The sequence below is a fragment of the Labrenzia sp. C1B70 genome (genome assembly GCF_000475395.1).
In the GTDB taxonomy this organism is placed as follows: Bacteria; Pseudomonadota; Alphaproteobacteria; order Rhizobiales; family Stappiaceae; genus Roseibium; species Roseibium algicola.
Window position 1 is genome coordinate 564,614 of record NZ_AXCE01000034.1, and the last position, 21,585, is coordinate 586,198.

Consider the following 21,585-nt stretch of genomic DNA (forward strand, 5'->3'; position numbering starts at 1 on the left):
CCGACCGTCTCACTTACGCTTTTCGATTGTGTAGTCCGTCGTCAGGGCTGTCTGCGAACGAAACAGTCGCCACCGGCTGCCTGGAGGCTTTCGCACAAGCTTATTGCTTCATCGCGCGACCCGGTCGGGATCCGCGCCCTGTAGAACACACCCCTGTCTTCAACAGTCGCTGCAACGATCACTGCGTTCCGGTTACCCAATACGGCCGGGAACCGCCGTTGCAGTCCAGAGTATGCGTCGCTTGCAGCAGCTTCAGAACGTTGAGACGTTACCTGAACGATATAGGTTCCAGACGGGATGCTGCCGCCGGAGGTGCTGGCAACTGGCGCCGGAGCTGCGGGCGCAGCTATTGCCGGGGCGGCAGGCTGTTGCGTCAGGTTAAGAGGACTATCGTTCTGCTGCGCCTGCACCGGCGGTGTGACGGCGGCTGGGGCACTGGCAACCTGAACAGGAGCATCCGGCTTCTTGCGAGGCACAACAGACGGCACCGGTGCAGCAGGTTCACTTGCAGCTGGCTCCGGCGCTACGTCGGCACCGGTTACGATTGCGGGTGTATCGGGTTGAGCCGGTTCCGGAGCCGTGGCTGACGGATCTGCAGGCGCGACATCCGCACCGGTCACGACGGGCGAGGTGGAAACAACCCGCGAACCGTTTTCGCCGGAAGCCGCATCAGGCTCTGCAGGAACCGCCGGCTGAGGCTGCGCAGGTGTCGCTACAGCAGGTTCTTCACCTTCAGGAATGATGGTTCCGTCCGGTCGCACGACCACAGTCCTTACCCGTTTCGGAGTTCCGGGAACGAGATCGGCGTCGCCATTGGTGCCTGCAGGTGCCGGCGGCAACTCTGCGGGTTGCGGAGATTCTGTCGGGATAAGCCTGTCTGGTCCGGCTACACCAGTGCCGTCGACCCGATCATAAATAAGCTTTCCGGCTTGATCGTTTGCCGAAGCCTGGCTCTGCTCCGGATATACCTTGAGCGGCTCCTGCAGACCGCTGATGACCGGTGGCGGACCACTGGGTACAGGAACGGCGTCGCTATCGAACAGAAAGAAGCTTGCGCCGCCCAGGACAGCAACGCCAAGCACTCCAGCTGCAACGAACAAGCCTTTCCGGGATTTTTCGCCCGCATGCGGTATTGCGTTGCGTTCGGCTGCCGAGTGAGGCGGCAGGACGCCAGCACCGGTAAGGCTTGGATCGCTTTCCTGCATTGCCCGTGCAACCGCATCAAGGTCATAACCTTCCGGTGGTGGCGGCGTTTCGTCGTCTTCCGATTGAGGAACCGCTGCAGCTGCAGCAGGCCAAGCCATATCGTCCAGGTCCGGCTCTGTTGACGGAGTGTCCTGCGACGATGGGTCGATCGAGCCACCAACAGGCTTCCGAGACGTTGGAGCCGGGAAGTCAAGATCGGCAAAAAGGGCGTCAATGCCGGCAGGATCTCCTGCCTGTTCCGGCGCGGCTTCCACCTTTTGCGCCGCCGGTTCGGACTGAACCGGGTTCAGCGCAGCAAAGAAGTCATTCTCGTCAATCTGCGGACGTTGCCCGGTTACCGGCTGCTGGTAGCTGGAGGTTTCGAATACCTCCTCATCTCCAGCAACTGCCTCAACCGGTTCATCGTGTTGCACGCCACCAATCCGGTAGTCGTCCGAGGGACGCGGCGCATCAATTGGCTTCGAAATGCTGGACGCTGCGGTCCCAATGGCGGGAGACACGGACGGCGCGCTCGGCACCTGGGTTGCGCGGGTCAAGCTGTCAGAGGAAGCAAAATCCGTTTTTTCGCGGGAGTATGAAGATGCCGTTGGCATCACAGGAATTGAGGGAGTTTGAGGAGCAGCCTCTTCCACCTCGTCTGCATATCCCATATCGGGCGCGCTTGCCGGATGTGTCTCGTCAACGGACTGACGCAAGGCGCCGATCAACTCGTCTTCCAGTTCTGCCGTAAGATTCTGTTCGAGATCCATGGCAACGGAAGGTGCAAGATAAGACTTGTCGTTTGCGCCCTCTGGCTCAGCCTGCACTGGGGCAGCCTGCGGCGTGCGAAACTGCACGACATGATCCACCGGAGCATGTGACACGCCAACCGGGGGAGCGACTGGTTGTACAGGTTCTGCGGCCTGCTCCGGCTCGCTCGGCCAAAGCGAAGAAACGTGTGAAGAAGGCGTCACAGGGGCTGTTTGAACCGGCTCTTCCAGCTGGAAAGACTGCTCGAAGCTGGACGGCGGTGTCGCCGCATAGAAATCATTCCTGGAGGCGCTGTATGTTCCTTCAGGTTCTTCCGCAAAGTCCGCGCCAGCAGTGGCTTCAGGCGTATTCGACACCGGACGTAGATTTGAAAACGAAGGTTCGATGCGCGACGGCGCCGGGGTGGATTGTGCAGGCGCATCGCCTGCCACATCGTCCAGCCCCGCAAAATAATCTGTACTACCAACGCGGCCGCTGCTCACATTTGCCCCCGATTGCTTGTTCTTGTGGACAATCCGGGCCAATTCAACCAGCGGATCCTCCGCGGCCGGCCGTTCGCCGCCCGCCTCGTTTTGCGAGGCGCGCAAATCTGATCGCTTTGTTTCGTAGTCTTGTGACATGAGCTTTACGAAAACCGGTCCACTTCAAGTCGCTGGCGAGCCATTTAGTCGTTCCCAGCGGCCATTAAAACTAGCGCATTTCTTCAGGAGCATTCACGCCGAGAATCGTTAGACCTGAAGCGAGCACCAAAGATACTGCACGAACCAAAGCAAGACGCGCTAGGGTTAATTTCAAGTTACCGGCCTGAATAAAACGTAAATGAGGCAATTCGTAGCCTTTATTCCAGTGGCCATGCAAAGAACTAGCGAGTTCATGTAGATAAAACGCAATTCTGTGCGGCTCATGTGTTTCTGCAGCTGCTTCGACCACTTTCGGCCATTCCGCCATCTTGGCGATAAGCTCCTGCTCGCCGATATCATCCAGCAAGGTGAAATCGGCCCCTGCAAGATCATCAACCGCATACCCGGCTTCCTTGAGCTCATCGGCCGCCTGCCGCAACACCGAACAGCAACGCGCATGGCCGTATTGAACATAGAAGACCGGATTGTCTTTCGATTGTTCCGTAACCTTTTTGAAGTCGAAGTCCAGCGGTGCATCATTCTTGCGGAACAGCATCATGAAGCGAACCGGGTCCGGCCCGACTTCATCCACGACATCGCGCAGTGTGATGAAATCGCCGGAGCGTTTGGACATCTTGACCGGTTCGCCGTCACGCATCAGCTTCACAAGCTGGCAGAACCGGACAATAACTTCCGTCTTGCCGTCGGAAATCGCCTTCCCGACTGCCTGAAGGCGTTTGGCGTAACCGCCGTGATCGGCACCAAGAACGTAGATCGTCTCGGAAAAACCCCGCTCGAACTTGTCCTGGAAATAGGCGACGTCGGCAGCGAAATACGTGTAGGAACCATCTGATTTCTTGAGAGCCCGGTCGGTATCGTCACCAAAGTCGCTTGCGCGAAACAGTGTTTGCTCGCGGTCTTCCCAGTCATCAGGAACCTGACCCTTGGGTGGCGGAAGCGTGCCTTCGTAAATCAGACCCTTGTTCCGGAGAGTTTCGAGCATGTGATCGATCTTCGAACCGTTGCCTGAGTCGCGATCATGCAAGGTTCTTTCGGAATAGAACACCTCGTGTTCCACACCGAGCGCTGCCAGGTCCTGCCGGATCAACTCGAGCATGGCGGCAATCGCGCGTTCCTTTACCAGCGGCAGCCAGTCGCTTTCTTCCTTGCTTACCAGCGACGGACCGAACTCCGCTTTCAGTTTTTCACCGACGGGTTTCAGGTAGTCTCCCGGATAAAGGCCAGCCGGAATGTCGCCGATGTCCTCGCCAAGTGCCTCTCGGTAACGCAGGAAGGCGCTACGAGCCAGCGTATCGATCTGCGAGCCAGCATCGTTGATGTAATATTCCTTGACCACGTCATTGCCGGCAAATGCCAGAATGTTCGCCAGAGCATCACCCACGACCGCGCCACGGATATGACCGACGTGCATCGGACCTGTCGGGTTCGCGGAAACGTATTCGACATTGACCTTCGGAGCAGGAGAACGTTCCTGGGCTCCGAAGCGGATACCCTGATCCAATACGCTGGCCAGAACCTTGTGCCAGACCCCCTGGGCGACACGCAGGTTGATGAAACCAGGGCCGGCGATCGTCGTCTCGGTAATTTCCGGGTCAGTGTTGAGCTTGGCAACAAGCTGCTCGGCAAGATCGCGCGGCTTCATGCCGAGTGGTTTTGCAAGCACCATTGCAGCATTGGTGGCAAGATCGCCATGTGCCGGATCACGCGGTGCTTCCACGACGACTCGCGAAAGATCCGGGGCCTCTCCATTTGAATCTTTTAGATCAAGGCCTTGGAGAGCGTCTTTGACGCGCAGCGTGAAGTCCGCGAAGATATTCATAGAACACCGGTCTGGTTTTGGTTTTCAAACACAAAGCCCCCGCGCGCTGCGAAGGAAAAGCCTTCGGCGCCACGGGGCTGTAAAGTCGCCTCTGCGCCTACCCCAAATCAGGAGTGTCGTCAAACAGTCTGCGGTGCTCTTCGATGGCGTATCGGTCGGTCATTCCGGCGATATAGTCGCAAACCAGTCGCGCGACTTCCGCTTCACCCAGATTGCCAAGGCCACTGTTCCATGGTTTCGGCATGAGGTCCGGCTCCGCAAGGAACCTTGTGAACAGGTCCCGCACAACCCGGGCAACCAGCTTTCGAACTGCAAGAACATCTTCATGCCGGTAGACCCGGGCGAACAGGAACCGTTTCACTTCCTTTTCCGCAGCGGTCATGTCCGCAGAGAAACCGACGAGACAACGCCCCGACATGCGAATCTCCTGGACGCTTTGCGGAGCAACGTCATTCAGATTACGCACCGCTTCGCGAATGACATCCTCGACCATGCGCGTGATCGATCGCCTGACGATCTCGTGAATACGTCGGCTCTCTTCGAGACCCGGATATTTGCCATCGACCTCGGCAAGGATGTCGGCCAGGAACGGCACATCGCGCATGTCTTCGATCGCGAACAGCCCTGCCCTCAATCCGTCATCGAGATCATGCGCGTCATAGGCAATATCATCGGCAATGGCAGCAGCCTGCGCCTCTGCACCAGGCCAGGTATGCAACAGGAGGTCCTGTTTCCTGGCATAGTCGCGGATCGCAAACGGCAACTGGCTGTCCTTGAACTTTCCGAGCGGCGCACCGCTGGCATCAATCAAGGGGCCGTTGTGCTTGACCAACCCTTCCAGAGTTTCCCAGGCCAGATTCAGACCGTCGAATTCGGCATAACGCTGCTCCAGATGGGTCACGACCCTCAGTGATTGCGCGTTGTGATCGAACCCGCCGAAGGGTGCCATGCACTCATGCATGACGTCTTCGCCTTCATGCCCAAACGGCGTGTGACCGAGATCATGTGACAAGGCCAGGCATTCCGCCAGATCTTCATCAAGCCGCAAAGCGCGTGCCAGCGAGCGCGCGATTTGCGATACCTCGATGGTGTGAGTCAACCGTGTGCGAAAATGGTCACCTTCGTGATAGACGAAAACCTGCGTCTTGTGCTTGAGCCTGCGAAACGCGGAAGAATGAATAATCCTGTCCCGATCCCGCTGGAAGGGTGTCCGCGTCGGGCTGTCAGGCTCGGGGAAGAGCCTTCCCCGGCTTTCCAGAGGGTTTTCCGCGTAGATTGCGCGGGATTGTCCCCCAAATCCGATATCCGCTTTCATCAGTTTCCAGCCATCCTTCACAGAACCGGTCTGCGTTTGCTGTTGCTCGGGCCGCGGGCAACACATTGACGCGGGCGGTCGCAAAACATACTTATCTGAACAAATCAGGTTTAACGTTCCCGCACATTGCCGGAACTAAGCGAGTCGGTGAAAGATGACCGAAACACTTGAAATTGGCGTAACAGTCAGCGACCGCGCTGCCAAGCGCATTGCATCGATTTTGTCGAAGGAACCGGGCGGCAGCATGCTGCGTGTCAGCGTGGAAGGTGGCGGATGTTCCGGACTGCAGTACAAATATGACGTGGTCGACAGCCGCGAAGACGACGACCTGGTGATCGAAAAGCCGGGGGCAACGGTTCTGATCGATTCCATTTCCCTTCAATATATGAGCGGATCGGAAATCGATTTCGTCGATGATCTGATTGGCCAATCTTTTCAGATCAACAACCCGAATGCGGTCGCCGGATGTGGCTGCGGCACCAGTTTCACGATCTGACACTGTTGCGATACCGCATTGACGCCGGTTGCCCCGGCAGTTTCGAACAATTGAGGCAACCGCGCTCATGAAAATTGCGACCTGGAACATAAACGGCGTCAAGGCACGTATCGACACTGTCCTTGAGTGGCTCAAGGAAGCGTCTCCGGATGTTGCCTGCCTTCAGGAAATCAAGTCCGTCGACGAGAACTTTCCCCGTCAACCGTTTGAAGACCTCGGTTACGCCGTCGAAACGCACGGCCAAAAGGGTTTCAACGGCGTGGCGCTTCTGTCCAAGACGCCGCTGACTGATATTCAGCGCGGCTTGCCCGGAAACGATGCGGACGAACAGGCCCGTTATATTGAAGGCAGTCTGTCGACGGATAGTGGCCAGGTTCGAATCGGCTGCCTCTATCTTCCCAACGGCAATCCGCTGGGAACAGAAAAGTTTCCGTACAAGCTCGAGTGGATGGACCGCTTGATTGCGCATGCTCAAAAGCGTCTTTCAGAGGAAACGTCATTCCTGCTGCTTGGAGACTACAATGTGATCCCCGATCCCGTGGATGCCAAGAACCCGCAGAACTGGCTGGAAGACGCTCTCTTTCAGCCTGAGAGCCGGCAACGCTTCCGTGCCCTCACCCACCTCGGCTTGACTGAAGCAGTCCGGTCCTGCAGCGAAGCGCCGGAAACCTTCACGTTCTGGGACTATCAGGCAGGTGCCTGGCAAAAAAACAATGGCATTCGGATCGATCATATTCTGATGTCTCCGCAGGCCACAGACCGGTTTTCAGGCTGCGGTATAGACAAGCATGTGCGCGGCTGGGAAAAGCCGTCGGATCATGTGCCAGTCTGGGTGAAGCTGGCTGCTTGAAACAGAAACTGCCTCCAGAAATCCGACACCACACCATTGCTGATACAGGCGTGAAGCGCGGTGCGTGCCCGGAAACCGGGCTTGCAGTCGGCTGACGTCATGGTAAGCTTTTTTCCATCATGGGATGACGCTCAGCCGACCAACATCCGCGACGGCGACATGCGGAACAGACACACCGGTAACGACTTCGATTGCCGGTCGTTCGGTCTTTACTGTCACCGCATGGTTGTTTTTCGGTCTGATTTTCGGTCTGGTTCTTGGGTCAGGCAGCGCGGCTCGGGCGCAAGACGTCTCTTGTACCTGCCGATACCAGGGCGAGAAATACGGCGTAGGTGAATCTATATGCCTGAAGAGCCCATCCGGGCTGCGAATGGCGACATGTGAAATGGTGCTGAACAACACGTCCTGGCAGATCAGCAACGCGCCTTGCCCACTGACCCAAATTCAAAGCCCTGCGATCGATAAATTCACGACCAGTCGTCCGACGACACCGGCTCATCCTTCGGTTGAAGTCCAATCATAAGATAAAGCGGATTTTCTGCAGCCCTGGCACTTTCCAGCTTCGAACCGGAGCAAGACATGACTTGGCTGTGCGAAACCCATTGCAGCCGATCACACGCACCTGGTGTTCAGATCGGGCTCTACGATCTTGAGGTTATTGTGCGGGCAACTGCTGTGCGGTGAGCACGTCCGGGCGATTTTGCTTCAACCATCCGTCAGCCATTGATCTGGCCATCTGCCTGACAGGCTCGGGCGAAACCGCGAAATACTGCTCGTGCATGGAATGAATCCAGCTGGCATCCGTCCCCTTGGCCTGTTCCCGGGCAACGGTCATCCACATCAGGCCGCGAGCTTTTTTCTTGTCCGACGTACCGAGTGCATAGAGCGTTTCACCAAGGCGTGCCTGGGCACCCACATGTCCCTTGAGCGCGGCAAGATTGTACCAACGAACGGCCATGCGGCTGTTGTTTTCCTGGTACATGCGGCCAAGTTCATACTGGGCATCGGCATCGCCGAAATAGGACGCGGCATGCGTGAAGATCTGACGGGCACGTGATTCATTCTTGGGCACAGCGCCGTCGATGCCGTTCAGATAGTAGGAACCGAGCGCAACGAAGGCGCTTGAGACGAAGGGAGCATCCGGTGCATCGGGGCGATCTTCCCCGTGCTCACGAACGATCTGACTGTAATATTCGAAAGCCTTGAGATCGTCTTCCTTGACGCCGTCGCCGGAGGCATACATTTCGCCCAGCTTCCAGGCGGCCATAGGCTGACCGTTTTCGGCGGCATACTGCAGCGACCCAAGCGCAGCGGCCTTGTCGCCGGAATAATATTGGCGGGCACCGGCCCGCAGTGCTTCAGACGGGGAAAGATCGTTCGGACCGATCGCCCGTGCAGGCGCCGGCTGACCGTCAAAGGCGGCCACGGGCCCTGTCAGGCCGATCAGGATCAACGCACCGAGCACGGTTCCGGCTCTTCCCATGCGTTGAAGCTTTGTGCTGTTCTTAGGCATCCCAGTCACACTATTATCCGTCGGCAACGAAACAGATCCCCGACGGACTTTCTTGTTTTTTGTCCGCGCCAAGCGCATTTGCTGTCTCTTCGGCCCCAAAGCATATGCCTGCGGGACCCACTGTTTCGGAGTGGCCTAAATTGGCCGATCATTTCGTCTTAAGTTGGGCCATACGACGCCGAAATAAGACCATTTCCTGACACTTTTGTCCGGACTGTGAACCACTTCAGGAGTTGATCCCGATCTGGTCGTCCCAGACATTAGCGTAACGGGTGACGGGCAAACATGGCCGAACAGGGGCAACGGCGGCAAACCGGGGCCCTGCAAATGACTCTGTCAGTAACTGTTGCGGAATTGGCACATATTGTGACCACCCCTCTCCCATTCAAGACCCTTATTTCAACACAGGCGGGTTGATGATGTGTTTCCAGATCGGATTTTTGGGTCCCGGGCTGTTGAAAACGGGGGCTTTTGGCCAATTACCTTTGCCGTTCTATCTTTGTCCTTCAAACTGAGACATGATTCGGTGTAGGTAACAGCGCTGAGTTTGTAAAAACTGTGACCCAAGACCCATCAGGCGATACGGAATGAGCGCAAAAGACGATCTGTTTGCAGGCAACGCGGCGGTCTCTGCCCCAATGACACAAGATGAGCCCGCCCCAGCTCCGCAAAAGCCGCGTCCCGTTGCGCCTGTCGCGGTCAGCGACGATTATTCAGCGGCCGACATCGAAGTTCTCGAAGGGCTCGAGCCGGTTCGGCGCCGGCCAGGCATGTATATCGGCGGCACTGACGAAAAGGCGTTGCATCACCTCTTTGCCGAAGTGATCGACAACTCCATGGATGAAGCGGTTGCCGGCCATGCGACGTGGATCGACGTGTCGCTTTCCAGCGATGGCTATCTGACGATCACCGACAACGGCCGCGGTATTCCTGTCGACCCTCACCCGAAGTTCAAGGACAAGTCCGCACTCGAAGTGATCATGACGACGCTGCATGCGGGCGGCAAGTTCGACAGCAAGGTCTATGAGACCTCTGGCGGTCTGCACGGTGTCGGCATTTCCGTGGTCAATGCGCTGTCAGAGGAACTGATTGTAGAGGTCGCACGCAGCCGCAAGCTCTATCGCCAGATTTTCCGCCGCGGTCACGCCCAGGGTCCTCTCGAGCTGGTTGGCGACACCCAGAACAGACGCGGGACCCAGGTCAGCTTCAAACCAGACGATCAAATCTTCGGCAAAGGCGCCAAATTTGTCCCGGCGCGCCTTTTGAAGATGGCACGGTCCAAGGCCTATCTCTTTGGCGGTGTCGAGATCCGCTGGCACTGCGCACCTGAATTGCTGTCTGAAAAGGACGAGACACCGGCTGAGGCCGTGTTTCACTTCCCCGGCGGTCTTCGTGACTTTCTCAACGAGAGACTGACCAAGGAACGCCGTGTCGTCGACGACGTGTTCTTCGGCCGCACCGACAACGCCGGCAAACATGGATCCGTGGAATGGGCAGTGAGCTGGTTTGCCGGCGACGGCTTTGTCAGTTCCTACTGCAACACCGTGCCGACACCGGAAGGCGGAACTCACGAAGCGGGTTTCCGATATGCCCTGCTGCGCGGCCTCAAGGCATATGGCGAACTGACAAACAACAAGAAGGCATCCATCATCACCGGCGATGATGTGATGACATCAGCCGGCGGAATGCTGTCCGTCTTCATCCGTGAGCCTGAATTCGTCGGCCAGACCAAAGACAAACTGGCGACCAACGAAGCCACGCGCATTGCGGAGACGGCTGTCCGAGATGCATTTGACCATTGGCTGACAGCCTCCCCCAACCAGGCAAACAAGCTTCTGGAGTGGGTGATCGATCGCGCGGATGAGCGCTTGCGCCGTCGCCAGGAAAAAGACGTCGCCCGCAAGACAGCCGTGCGCAAGCTGCGCCTCCCGGGCAAACTTGCCGACTGCTCGGCAAACCAGTCCGATGGCACCGAACTCTTCATCGTTGAGGGTGACTCGGCAGGTGGCTCGGCCAAACAGGCGCGCAACCGTTCCAACCAGGCCGTCTTGCCGTTGCGCGGCAAGATCCTGAACGTCGCAAACGCCGGCCGCGACAAACTCGTTGCCAACCAGCAGCTTGCCGATCTCATCCAGGCCCTTGGCTGCGGCACGCGCTCCCAATACCGGGAAAGTGACCTGCGGTACGAGAAGATCGTCATCATGACGGATGCTGACGTCGACGGTGCCCACATTGCATCACTTTTGATTACTTTCTTTTACCGCGAAATGCCGGAGCTAATCCGTGGCGGCCATCTCTTCCTGGCCGTGCCACCACTCTATCGTCTCAGCCAGGGGGGGAAGACCCTCTATGCACGCGACGATGCCCATAAAGACGAATTGATGGAGACCGTCTTCAAGGGTAAATCCAAGGTGGAAATCGGCCGTTTCAAGGGTTTGGGTGAAATGTTGCCGGCTCAGCTGAAGGAAACGACGATGGATCCGTCCAAGCGGACCATGCTGAAGGTCGTTGTCGAAGAAGAAGCTGTAACAGACACCAACGACACCGTTGAACGGCTGATGGGCAACAAGCCGGAAGCGCGCTTCCGGTTCATTCAGGACAACGCTGAATTCGCTGAGGATCTTGATATTTAGCCGCAACAGCAGGTATTTTGATCTATATCTTTTTTTGAAGAGGTTGGGCGGGCGTATATTTTTGCCCGCACTGCCTATTTGACCGGTCGGAAACGTAGCATGTTAAACCGGATGTATTCGATACTGGACAGACGGCTTCGCCCCTTGCGAAATCATGTCTTCCTGGCTTTTCCCAAGCACAAGATCGCCTTTGCCCGTATCGCAGAACCTGCTTTTCAACTTCTGCGCCCGGTTCTTCATTGCCTTGCCGGCACCGACAAGCTCAAGGCCCTTTCCGGTTTTGATCTTCGGACCGCTGCCACGGAACGGCTGCTCTTCCACGGGAATGTGGAGTTACTGACAGCACGCGAACTCAAGCGGCGGCATCCCGAAATGAAAGTCGCGGCCTGGGTCCAGGATCCGATGCATCGGTTGGCCTACTGTTATGAGAAAGTCATCCTGAGTGCCGATCCGCTTCCTGCCTATTATGAAGAGCGCCAGTTCAATCAGGACATGACACCTCAGGAGTTCGTGTCACACGTTGCGTCGATCTCGGACCTGGAAGCAGACAATCTGTTTCGCAGCCAGACAGCTGCCCTCACCTACAAAGGCATGTTGACGGCCGATCTGATCTTGCAGCTTGAAGATTTCGACCAGTCATTCGCGACTTTTCTTTCGGAAAGCTCTCTCAGGTTCCGCACGAAATCTCCTGTCGCGTATCACGTGGACAATTTTGTCGGCAGGGAGACGCTGCTGTCCTTTACCGAAGACAGCCTGGTTCAGCAGCTGCGGCGGCGCTACAAGTCAGACTACGACCTGTTCTACAAACCGACGGCTCTTTCTGCCTGACGCTGCGCAATTTTACGTATCGAATACCGGCTGAAGCGATACTTTCGGAAACACATACCTTCGTTTGCGCCTGCATTTTGGGCAACGCATACTGATTTTCCAGCCGATTTCATGAACCAACTTGGTTGCACTATTAACTGAGATGGCAAATCGTACTCGGAATTACTCGATTTTCTTGAGACTTTACCTCTCAAGCGCATTGACACCTGAGCGCATGAATGTAGGGTGTGCGCACATTGGCACCGGCGGTTCCCACGGCGCCGCCGATTAACAATCACAACATTCGGGCAAAGCGCTCCATGGCATTTAATACTCTCGGTCTTAGCGAGAAGGTCCTCGCTGCAGTTGAAGCAGCAGGTTATAAGGAACCCACGGCAATCCAGTCGGGAGCCATTCCGCAGGTGCTTGAGCGCCGCGACATCCTTGGCATTGCTCAGACCGGAACCGGCAAGACCGCAAGTTTCACACTGCCCATGCTGACGCTGCTCGAAAAGGGCCGCGCTCGTGCGCGGATGCCGCGTACGCTCATCCTGGAACCGACGCGCGAACTCGCTGCGCAGGTCGAAGAGAATTTCGCCAAATACGGCACCAACCATAAACTCAATGTTGCCCTGCTGATCGGCGGCGTCTCCTTTTCCGACCAGGACAAGAAGCTCGACCGTGGCACAGATGTTCTGATCGCGACGCCTGGCCGTCTGCTTGATCACTTCGAGCGCGGCAAGCTGTTGTTGCAGGGCGTTGAAATCCTCGTCATCGACGAAGCCGATCGTATGCTCGACATGGGCTTCATTCCGGATATCGAGCGGATCTGCAAACTGATCCCGTTCACTCGTCAGACTCTTTTCTTCTCGGCGACGATGCCACCGGAAATCCAGCGTCTGACCGAAACGTTCCTGCAGAATCCTGCCCGTATCGAAGTCGCTCCAACCTCGTCGACGGCTGAAAACGTCGCTCAGTTTCTGAAGGCAGCCGAGTCCAAGGACTACGAAAAGCGCGCAGCCCTGCGCGAACTGCTGGAAGGTGCTGAAGACCTCAAGAATGCGATTGTCTTCTGCAACCGCAAACGGGACGTGACGACGCTTTACCGGTCTCTGGAGCGTCATGAATACAACGTCGGCGCTCTCCATGGCGACATGGACCAGCGTACACGCATGATGATGCTGGACAATTTCCGGAAGGGAACGATCAAGCTCCTTGTCGCGAGTGACGTTGCCGCGCGTGGCCTCGATATTCCCGAGGTCAGCCACGTCTTCAACTTCGATGTTCCGAGCAATGCCGAAGACTATGTCCACCGGATCGGCCGGACGGGCCGCGCCGGACGCAAGGGCACAGCCTTCACGCTCGTAACCAGTGAAGACCAGAAATACCTCGATGCCATTCAGACATTGATCAAGAAGGACATCGACTGGCTGGGCGATGCGATCGACTTCGAAGCTGCCGCTCAGGAACGCAAGGCACGCCGCAAGGCCGGCAAGCCTTCCAGGAACGCACGGTCGAGCAACGACAACGAGGCTGCAGAACAACCCAAGCCTTCCAATCGTCGCCGGTCGCAGAGCAAGCCAAGCGAAGTCGTGGAAGAGCAGATGGAGGAACTCCCGGAAATGCTGAACCCGACACCGGTCTCAAACCTGCCGCAACGGCAGACTGGCAAGCGCTCCAGAAACGATAAACTGGAACCTGCCTTCGGTGCTGGCGTTCACATTCCTGCGTTTCTTCTGCGTGAGCCGCGGCCTAAAAAGGCATCGTAACGCCGAATTCTCTCCAGGTTTTGCTTTAAGCTTAACGGCTCCTTAAACCTTCCAGCCGAGTTTAAAACCTAGTTCTTGTGTCCGTGTGGGGCGGATTCGCAAGGCATGGGTGAGAGAAACTTGATGGCGGATGAAGACGACCATAAGCGGACTATCCAGTATGGAGAATCCGCGATCAGTTACATCAAGAAGAATGTGCTGCCAGCCTACCCTCGTTCCTACGAGCTTTGGTACACTTACGCGGCTGGATACAATCAAGGCCTGAACAGGGCCGTCAATGAATCCATAAAATCCAACGGCAGGATCAGCACCGACGAGATGCTGACCCTTTACGGCCGTTTCCTGTCGCCGACACGGCTCGGTGATCGCCTGGATGAAGTTGGCTCCAAGGTTTCCCGGGAAGTTGAAGAACTGGTCGACACACTAAAGCTGAGTGCCGACGCCACGTCCGATTATGGCACCGCGCTCGAGCAGGCTGGCGAAAAGATCAGGTCGGTCTCCGATCCGGAGAAATTACAGAACTATGTCACACATCTGGTGAAATCGACCCAGAATGCAGTTGCGTCCAACCGCAAGCTGGAGAGCCAGCTGCTGGAGTCCAAGAAACACATTGAGAACCTGCAGTCGTCACTGGAAGCGATCCGCTACGAATCCCTGACGGACGAGCTGACGACACTCAACAATCGCAAGCACTTCGAGAACTCGATTGAACGTGTCATCGATCAATCAAAGGAGAGCGGTCGTGGCTTCTCCTTGCTGATGACCGATATCGATCACTTCAAGAAGTTCAACGACACCTATGGCCACCAGACTGGCGACCAGGTTCTGCGGCTTGTCGCACTTGCGGTTAAACAGAACATCAAGGCACAGGACATCGCCTGCCGGTATGGCGGTGAGGAATTTGCGATCATTCTGCCACATGTCGGGCTCGAAGATGCCGCCGAAATTGGCGAAAACATCCGAAATGCGGTGATGTCTAAAGAACTCGTGAAACGTTCAACGGGAGAAAATCTCGGCCGTGTGACCATCTCTGTCGGCATCGCGACCTACGAGAACATCGATACGGTCCATTCCATCGTTTCGCGCGCGGACGAAGCGCTCTACCTTGCAAAAGATGCCGGTCGAAACCTTGTGAAGACTGAAAAGGATCTTGCAGGAGTGGATCAGCGGGAAGACGTTGCCTGATCCAAGGCATTGTCCCCGATCAAGTATCGAGTCTCAAAATCCATCGGAAAACAGGGGCTGAGCAGAAAACTGTCTCAGTCTTTTGCATTCAGCCCCATTTGCCAGAAATCACTTTCCAAGCGGCAGGCCTTCTCAAAAATGGACAGGACGCGCGGATAGCGGTGCTCCGTCAACGTCTGGCCTGCAGTACCGTCGAGCCAGGCGACAAAGCCCTTTGCGAGTTCCTGATAGCCTTCGCTGGCGTATTCCCGGATCCAGCGTGCGTAGGGATTGCCATCGGTGTCGCAACCTTCCGCGGCCAGCCTGGCTCCAATTTCCGCATAACCAATTACGCAAGGTGCAAGAGCTGCCTGAAGGTCCAGGAGATCACCAGCCATTCCGGCATCGAGCACAAAGCGCGTATAAGCCATTGTGGGCGTGTCTTCTGGTGCCTGCTCGATCATGTCACGCTCCATGCCCCAACTGCGGCACATCTCGACATGCAGATCGAGTTCATCATCCAGAATCGCCTTTACCCCGTCCAGTGACTGACGCATGTCGGCGACTGACGGGCTTTTGTAGACGCCAAGCGCATAAGCGCGGGCGAACTGGATGAGAAACAGATAGTCCTGAACCAGGTAGTGCTTGAAACAAGATAACGGCAGCGTTCCCGCGCCAAGCTGCTGAACAAATGCATGACGGGTGTAGTCAGACCATTGCGGGCCGGCGTCGGCCTTCAGCCGCTCGAAAAGGCTCATGAAACTCTCATCGAATAGATAGAAAGGCGCGATCAGCGTGCCAGGGCATTCAGGTCCGCAGCCTGAAGCGAAACGGATTCCCCACAGCCACAGGCGGACACTTCATTCGGGTTCTTGAAGATGAAGCCTGAACGGAACTTCGTCACTTCGAAGTCCATTTCCGTGCCGAGCAGAAAGAGCACGGCAGAAGGATCCACGAAGAGTTTCGCCCCCTTGTCTTCAACGGCATCATCACCTGGCCGCGCCGCATCCACCATTTCCATGGTGTATTCCATACCGGCACAGCCGCCCTTCTTGATACCGACACGCAAGCCGATGGCATTCTTGTCGGAGTTCTCGACAAGTTCCTTCACGCGCTCGGCGGCGGCGTCAGTCAGGGTCATCACCTGGAATTTAGCGGCGGAAGCCATATGATCCTCGTTCAGTGCAGCGAATGCTAAACCTGATATGGGGTTTCAGCTTATCCGATTAAAGGCTTGAAGCTCAATACCAGTTGAGCGCAACCTTCGCTTCGTCAGACATGCGATCGGGTGTCCAGGGAGGATCGAAGACCATATCGACGTTGACCGGCCCCACCCCTGCAACCGCAGAAACGGCATTTTCCACCCAGCCCGGCATTTCGCCAGCCACAGGGCAGCCCGGGGCCGTCAGGGTCATGTCGATGTTGATCGACCTGTCATCCTCGATATCGACCTTGTAGATCAGGCCAAGCTCATAGATGTCACACGGAATTTCCGGATCGTAGACCGTCTTCAAAGCACCGATGATATCGGTAGTCAGCTGGTCGAGTTCATTTGCCGGAATGGCGCTCTTGGCCGAGACTTCCGTCTGCAACTCTTCGCCGTCCGCGCCGGTATCGATTGTGGTAGCGTTTTCCATGGGGTCCGTCCTTACCCGAAAAAGCTCTGAGCCTTCAACAGGGCTTCATACAGCGCGTCCACTTCCGCACGCGTGTTGTAAAGCCCGAAGCTTGCCCGACATGTAGAGGTCACACCATATCTTGCCAAGAGCGGCTGTGCACAATGGGTCCCTGCCCGCACGGCGACCCCTGCCCGGTCGATGATCGTGGCAACGTCGTGCGCGTGGGCGCCCTGCAGTTCGAACGAGACAATTGCACCCTTGTCCGGCGCATCCCCGAAAATCCGCAGCGAGTTGATCTCGCGCAGCTTCCGGTGGGCATAATCCTTCAGATCAGCTTCGTGGCGTGCAATGTTTTCACGGCCTATCGCATCCATATAGTCGAGAGCCGCGCCAAGACCGATTGCCTGCACGATCGGTGGCGTACCTGCCTCAAACCTGTGCGGCGGTTCATTATAGGTAACAAGGTCCTCGGTCACGTCGAGGATCATCTCGCCGCCACCGTTGAAGGGACGCAAGGCTTTCAACCGATCCGGCTTGCCCCACAAGACCCCGATGCCCGACGGCCCATAGACCTTGTGTCCCGTGAAGACATAGTAGTCGCAGTCGATGTCCTGAACGTCGACAGGAAGATGTACGGCCGCCTGGCTTCCGTCCACAAGCACCGGGATGCCCCGTTCATGAGCGATCCGGCAAACTTCCTTCACCGGAACGACCGTGCCCAGAACATTCGACATGTGCGTGAGCGCAACCAGTCTTGTCTTGTCCGTCAAGGTATCAGCAAAGGCATCAAGATCGAACGAGCCATCCTCGCGCACATAGACCCATTTCAGCTTCGCACCGTGACGCTCCCGATGGAAATGCCAAGGCACGATGTTGGAGTGGTGCTCCATGATCGACAGAACGATTTCACCGCCATCGGCAAAATAGTCGGGCCCGAGGCCATATGACACCAGGTTGATCGCTTCGGTCGTGGACTTGGTGAAAACCACCTCATCGACGGATCCGGCATTCAGGAAACGGCGCACTTTCTCGCGCGCGGCTTCATAGTTGTCCGTTGCGGTATTCGACAGGAAATGCAGGCCACGATGAACGTTGGCGTACTCCTCCGAGTAAGCCTTGGTCACCGCATCGATCACCTGCTGGGGTTTCTGGGCGGAAGCACCGTTATCCAGATAGACCAGCGGCTTGCCGTAAACCTCCCGCGACAGGATCGGAAAATCCCGACGGATGGTTTCGACGTCGTAACCGGTGCTGCCGGTTGTTTCTTCTGCGGTCGCGACCGTCATGCGGCGCTGCTCCTTATTCCCGTTCGCTTCAGATGTCAGTGATTGGCAAGCCAGTCACGCACGCGCGCTTCCAGGCCTTCGGTCACATCGTCCTCGCCGTATTCTTCAATCGCTTCGGACAGGAAAGCGAGTACCAGAAGGGTCTTTGCCTCGTCTTCCGGAATGCCACGGGCACGAAGGTAGAAGAGCAGGTCTTCATCTATCTGTCCGCTGGTCGCACCATGGGCACACAATACGTCGTCCGCGAAAATCTCCAGTTCCGGCTTGTTCGCCATTTCCGCATCCTCGGAGAGGAGCAGAGCCTGGGTCATCATCTCGCCATCGGTTTTCTGCGCATGCTGGGCAACGTTGATGCGGCCCTGGTAGACCCCCCTGGCCTCGCCGTCCAGCACGGTCTTGAAGAACTCGCGGCTGTTGCAGTGTGGCACAGCATGATCGACGATCAGCGTCTGATCAGCCAGCGATTTACCGCCAGCCATGGTCACGCCGTAGATTTTCGCTTCCGAATTTTCGCCGGTAAAGTTGATGAATTGCTGGTTGCGCGTGAACTGCGGTCCAGCGATGAAGCCAAGCGATTTCAGCTCGGTTTCAGCGCCAAGCGTTGCGATTGTCGTAAACAGCTGCGCGGCGTCCGTCTTGCCGACGATCAATCGCGTGGCAGCAAGCGCTGCCTTGTCGGCGAGATCGTAGTCAAACACCGTGTTCAGTTCCCCTTCGCCGGTATCTCCGACAAAGGTTTCCAGAAGACGTAATTTTGCGCCTTCGCCAAGTTCGATGCGGTTGCGTACGGCCTGCGCGCCCGTGGAAGTCGCCACCTGAACCAGCTCGACCGGCTTGGACACTTCCACGCCCGCCGCGACTGTCATGACGACGCCGCCTTGGAGGAAGGCAGTGTTCAAGGCAACGACACCGTCGGACGGTCCCGTCTTTGGCGACGCAATCAGCTGGGTGCCTGTTTCGCCGCCGAGAGCATCGGCAACGTTTTTCAGGGTTACACCTTCGCCTGCGAGCGCTTCCACGTCCGAAAGCGCGGCAAGATAGGACCCATTGGCAACGACGATACGGAAGCGGTCGAGATCTCCGAAACCGTCCTGTGTCTCGATCAGGCTTCTGGCCGCGGCTTCATCAGCCGATCCTGCAAGCGGGGCTGCTGACTTCATGTAGGCGCGCAGGTCGGAATACTTGTATTCCTCTACCCGGCGATGCGGCAGTCCACGGTCCCGAATCTGGCCGAGCGCCGCTTCGCGCAGAGCCTTGACGGCAACCGAGCCGGCCAAACCGTCTTTCGCGCTGTCGAAACGCTCCAGCAGGTCGCTTTCCGCCTGGGTGTGTTTGATGGGTGCGCTGGCGTTCATATCGCTTTGCTCCCTCAGGCGGCCGTGTCGATGTAGTCGGCGTAACCGTTCTTTTCCAGCTCCAGCGCCAGGTCCTTGTCGCCGGTCTTGACGATGCGGCCCTTGGACAGAACGTGGACGACGTCCGGAACGATGTGGTCAAGCAAACGCTGATAGTGGGTGATCACCACCATGGCGCGATCCGGACCGCGCAGCTTGTTCACGCCTTCAGAAACGATCCTGAGCGCATCGATGTCGAGGCCGGAATCGGTCTCGTCGAGAACGCAGAGCTTCGGCTCCAGCAAGGACATCTGCAGAATTTCCGCACGCTTCTTCTCACCACCAGAGAAGCCGACATTGAGAGGGCGCTTCAGCATGTCCATGGAGACGTTCAGGTGACCGGCGGCTTCCTTGACGCGCTTCATGAAGTCCGGGATCGACAGCGTGTCCTCACCGCGCGCCTTGCGCTGTGCGTTCATCGCCGTCTTGAGGAATTCCATGGTGGCAACACCCGGGATCTCGATCGGGTACTGGAACGCCAGGAACAGGCCCGCAGCAGCGCGCTCATCCGGCTCCATCTCAAGAAGGTTTTCTCCGTTGAACAGGATCTCGCCTTCGGTAACCTCGTAGTCGTCCTTGCCGGCCAGGATGTAGGACAGCGTCGACTTGCCGGAACCGTTCGGTCCCATGATGGCGTGTACTTCGCCTGCATTGATGGTCAGATCGATGCCGCGCAGGATCTCTGTTTCGTCTTCCGCAATGCGGGCATGCAGGTTTTTGATCTCAAGCATTGAGATTGTTCCTCGTATTTCGGCGGGCATTCAAGGCCCAAATCAATTCGTAACTTTGCAGGCCCTCTAGCCCACGGATCCTTCCAGGCTGATCGAGATCAGCTTCTGTGCCTCGACGGCGAATTCCATCGGCAGCTGCTGGATGACGTCCTTGACGAAACCGTTGACGATCAGCGCCACGGCTTCTTCTTCGGAAAGGCCGCGCTGCAGGCAATAGAACATCTGGTCGTCCGAGATCTTCGAAGTAGTCGCCTCGTGTTCGAACTGGGCCGAGGCATTCTTGCTCTCGATGTAAGGCACGGTGTGAGCACCGCAGTCCTGGCCAATCAACAGTGAGTCACACTGGGTGAAGTTGCGTGCATTCGAGGCCTTTCGGTGAGCGGAAACCAGGCCACGATAAGTGTTCTGGGACTTGCCTGCGGAAATGCCCTTGGAAATGATCCGGCTGGAAGAATTCTTGCCCAGGTGGATCATCTTTGTGCCGCTGTCGACCTGCTGGTAGCCGTTGGAAACCGCGATCGAATAGAACTCACCACGCGAATTTTCGCCGCGCAGGATGCAGGACGGGTATTTCCAGGTAATCGCTGATCCGGTCTCGACCTGCGTCCAGGAGATCTTGGAATTCTTGCCGCGGCAGTCGCCACGCTTCGTGACGAAATTATAGATGCCGCCCTTGCCGTCCTTGTCGCCCGGGAACCAGTTCTGGACGGTGGAGTATTTGATCTCCGCATCATCCAGGGCCACCAGTTCAACGACAGCGGCATGAAGCTGGTTCTCGTCACGCTGAGGTGCCGTGCACCCTTCCAGATAGGAGACGTAGGCGCCCTTCTCCGCGATGATCAGCGTGCGTTCGAACTGACCGGTGTTCTGTTCGTTGATACGGAAATAGGTCGACAGTTCCATAGGGCAGCGAACGCCTTCAGGCACATAGACAAAGGATCCATCCGAAAAGACTGCCGAGTTCAGCGTCGCGTAGTAGTTGTCGGTCACCGGAACGACGGAGCCGAGATACTTCTTCACCAGATCCGGATATTCTCGCAGTGCTTCGGAAATGGAGCAGAAGATGACGCCGGCTTTCTTCAGCTCTTCCTTGAACGTGGTGACGACGGAAACGGAATCGAACACAGCATCGACCGCAACCCGGTTCTTCGGCTCGACACCGGCCAGGATTTCCTGCTCGCGCAGCGGAATACCGAGCTTTTCGTAGGTCGCCAGCAGTTCCGGATCGACTTCGTCCAGGCTTTTCGGGCCTTCGACGGATTTCGGGGACGCCCAGTAATAGAGGTCGTCGAGATCAATCTTCGGGTAGGAAACGCGCGCCCAGGTCGGCTCTTCCATCTGCTGAAAGCGGCGGAGCGCATCAAGGCGCCATTCGGTCATCCACTCCGGCTCGTTCTTTTTAGCCGACAGAAAGCGAACGGTTTCCTCGGATAGGCCTTTGGCGCCTTTTTCCGACTCGATATCGGTCACAAAGCCGTATTTATACTGGTCGACATCGATGGCTTTCACCGTATCGATGGTTTCCTGTACAGCTGGCATGTCTTGCCTCCATTCAACAGGCCTCGTGCCTGCTTTTGTTATTTCCTGCAGGG

17 protein-coding genes are annotated in these 21,585 nt (G+C 57.0%); 6 read left to right on the forward strand and 11 right to left on the reverse strand.

Annotation, left to right across the window (positions count from 1 at the left end):
* Window positions 1-41: 41 nt before the first annotated feature.
* From Q666_RS57135 to Q666_RS57145, 3 genes are all read right to left on the reverse strand, one after another.
* Window positions 42-2,438, reverse strand: a complete 2,397-nt coding sequence (locus tag Q666_RS57135; RefSeq protein WP_161633205.1) for an SPOR domain-containing protein — start codon at window positions 2,436-2,438, stop codon at window positions 42-44.
* 208 nt (window positions 2,439-2,646) lie between these two features.
* Window positions 2,647-4,416, reverse strand: coding sequence for an arginine--tRNA ligase (argS, locus tag Q666_RS57140; RefSeq protein ID WP_022998731.1), 1,770 nt, complete (start codon window positions 4,414-4,416; stop codon window positions 2,647-2,649).
* A gap of 97 nt (window positions 4,417-4,513) precedes the next feature.
* On the reverse strand, window positions 4,514-5,731 hold the full coding sequence (locus Q666_RS57145) for a deoxyguanosinetriphosphate triphosphohydrolase (protein ID WP_031268542.1): 1,218 nt from the start codon (window positions 5,729-5,731) through the stop codon (window positions 4,514-4,516).
* A 154-nt stretch (window positions 5,732-5,885) separates the two neighbouring features.
* Between Q666_RS57145 and erpA the strand changes: the two genes are divergently transcribed.
* Both erpA and xth read left to right on the forward strand, forming a co-directional pair.
* Complete coding sequence (gene erpA / locus Q666_RS57150; protein ID WP_022998733.1) at window positions 5,886-6,227, forward strand: iron-sulfur cluster insertion protein ErpA; 342 nt, start codon at window positions 5,886-5,888, stop codon at window positions 6,225-6,227.
* A 67-nt stretch (window positions 6,228-6,294) separates the two neighbouring features.
* Window positions 6,295-7,077, forward strand: a complete 783-nt coding sequence (gene xth, locus Q666_RS57155) for an exodeoxyribonuclease III (protein WP_022998734.1) — start codon at window positions 6,295-6,297, stop codon at window positions 7,075-7,077.
* A 655-nt stretch (window positions 7,078-7,732) separates the two neighbouring features.
* Here the strand turns inward: xth and Q666_RS57160 are convergent.
* Entirely contained in the window at window positions 7,733-8,590 is an 858-nt protein-coding gene (locus Q666_RS57160) for a tetratricopeptide repeat protein (RefSeq protein ID WP_173013998.1), read from the reverse strand.
* 587 nt (window positions 8,591-9,177) lie between these two features.
* On the opposite strand from Q666_RS57160, the gene parE reads away from it, so the two are divergent.
* The 4 genes from parE (at window position 9,178) to Q666_RS57180 (ending at window position 14,984) form a co-directional block, all read left to right on the forward strand.
* The gene (gene parE / locus Q666_RS57165; protein ID WP_022998737.1) at window positions 9,178-11,223 is read left to right on the forward strand and encodes a DNA topoisomerase IV subunit B; all 2,046 of its coding nucleotides are present in this window, start codon (window positions 9,178-9,180) and stop codon (window positions 11,221-11,223) included.
* Between the two features lie 99 nt (window positions 11,224-11,322).
* Window positions 11,323-12,051 (forward strand): sulfotransferase family 2 domain-containing protein, encoded by a 729-nt coding sequence (locus tag Q666_RS57170; RefSeq protein ID WP_152533427.1) that lies wholly within the window; start codon window positions 11,323-11,325, stop codon window positions 12,049-12,051.
* 299 nt (window positions 12,052-12,350) lie between these two features.
* Window positions 12,351-13,799 (forward strand): DEAD/DEAH box helicase, encoded by a 1,449-nt coding sequence (locus Q666_RS57175; RefSeq protein WP_022998739.1) that lies wholly within the window; start codon window positions 12,351-12,353, stop codon window positions 13,797-13,799.
* Window positions 13,800-13,904: 105 nt separating this feature from the next.
* A complete protein-coding gene (locus Q666_RS57180; protein ID WP_208984159.1) occupies window positions 13,905-14,984 on the forward strand; it encodes a GGDEF domain-containing protein in 1,080 nt (359 codons plus the stop codon).
* A gap of 74 nt (window positions 14,985-15,058) precedes the next feature.
* Here the strand turns inward: Q666_RS57180 and tenA are convergent, their stop codons facing one another.
* From tenA to sufB, 7 genes are all read right to left on the reverse strand, one after another.
* Entirely contained in the window at window positions 15,059-15,721 is a 663-nt protein-coding gene (gene tenA, locus Q666_RS57185; protein WP_022998741.1) for a thiaminase II, read from the reverse strand.
* 32 nt (window positions 15,722-15,753) lie between these two features.
* Window positions 15,754-16,131 carry a Fe-S cluster assembly scaffold SufA gene (gene sufA, locus Q666_RS57190; protein ID WP_022998742.1) on the reverse strand — a complete coding sequence of 126 codons (378 nt, stop codon included), beginning with the start codon at window positions 16,129-16,131 and terminating at the stop codon, window positions 15,754-15,756.
* A 73-nt stretch (window positions 16,132-16,204) separates the two neighbouring features.
* Window positions 16,205-16,600, reverse strand: coding sequence for an SUF system Fe-S cluster assembly protein (locus Q666_RS57195; RefSeq protein ID WP_006933232.1), 396 nt, complete (start codon window positions 16,598-16,600; stop codon window positions 16,205-16,207).
* A gap of 11 nt (window positions 16,601-16,611) precedes the next feature.
* Entirely contained in the window at window positions 16,612-17,868 is a 1,257-nt protein-coding gene (locus Q666_RS57200; RefSeq protein ID WP_022998743.1) for a cysteine desulfurase, read from the reverse strand.
* 35 nt (window positions 17,869-17,903) lie between these two features.
* Window positions 17,904-19,223 carry a SufD family Fe-S cluster assembly protein gene (locus Q666_RS57205; protein ID WP_022998744.1) on the reverse strand — a complete coding sequence of 440 codons (1,320 nt, stop codon included), beginning with the start codon at window positions 19,221-19,223 and terminating at the stop codon, window positions 17,904-17,906.
* A gap of 14 nt (window positions 19,224-19,237) precedes the next feature.
* Window positions 19,238-19,993 (reverse strand): Fe-S cluster assembly ATPase SufC, encoded by a 756-nt coding sequence (gene sufC, locus Q666_RS57210; protein WP_006933229.1) that lies wholly within the window; start codon window positions 19,991-19,993, stop codon window positions 19,238-19,240.
* A 66-nt stretch (window positions 19,994-20,059) separates the two neighbouring features.
* Window positions 20,060-21,532, reverse strand: coding sequence for a Fe-S cluster assembly protein SufB (gene sufB / locus Q666_RS57215; protein ID WP_031268546.1), 1,473 nt, complete (start codon window positions 21,530-21,532; stop codon window positions 20,060-20,062).
* Between the last annotated feature and the right edge of the window lie 53 nt (window positions 21,533-21,585).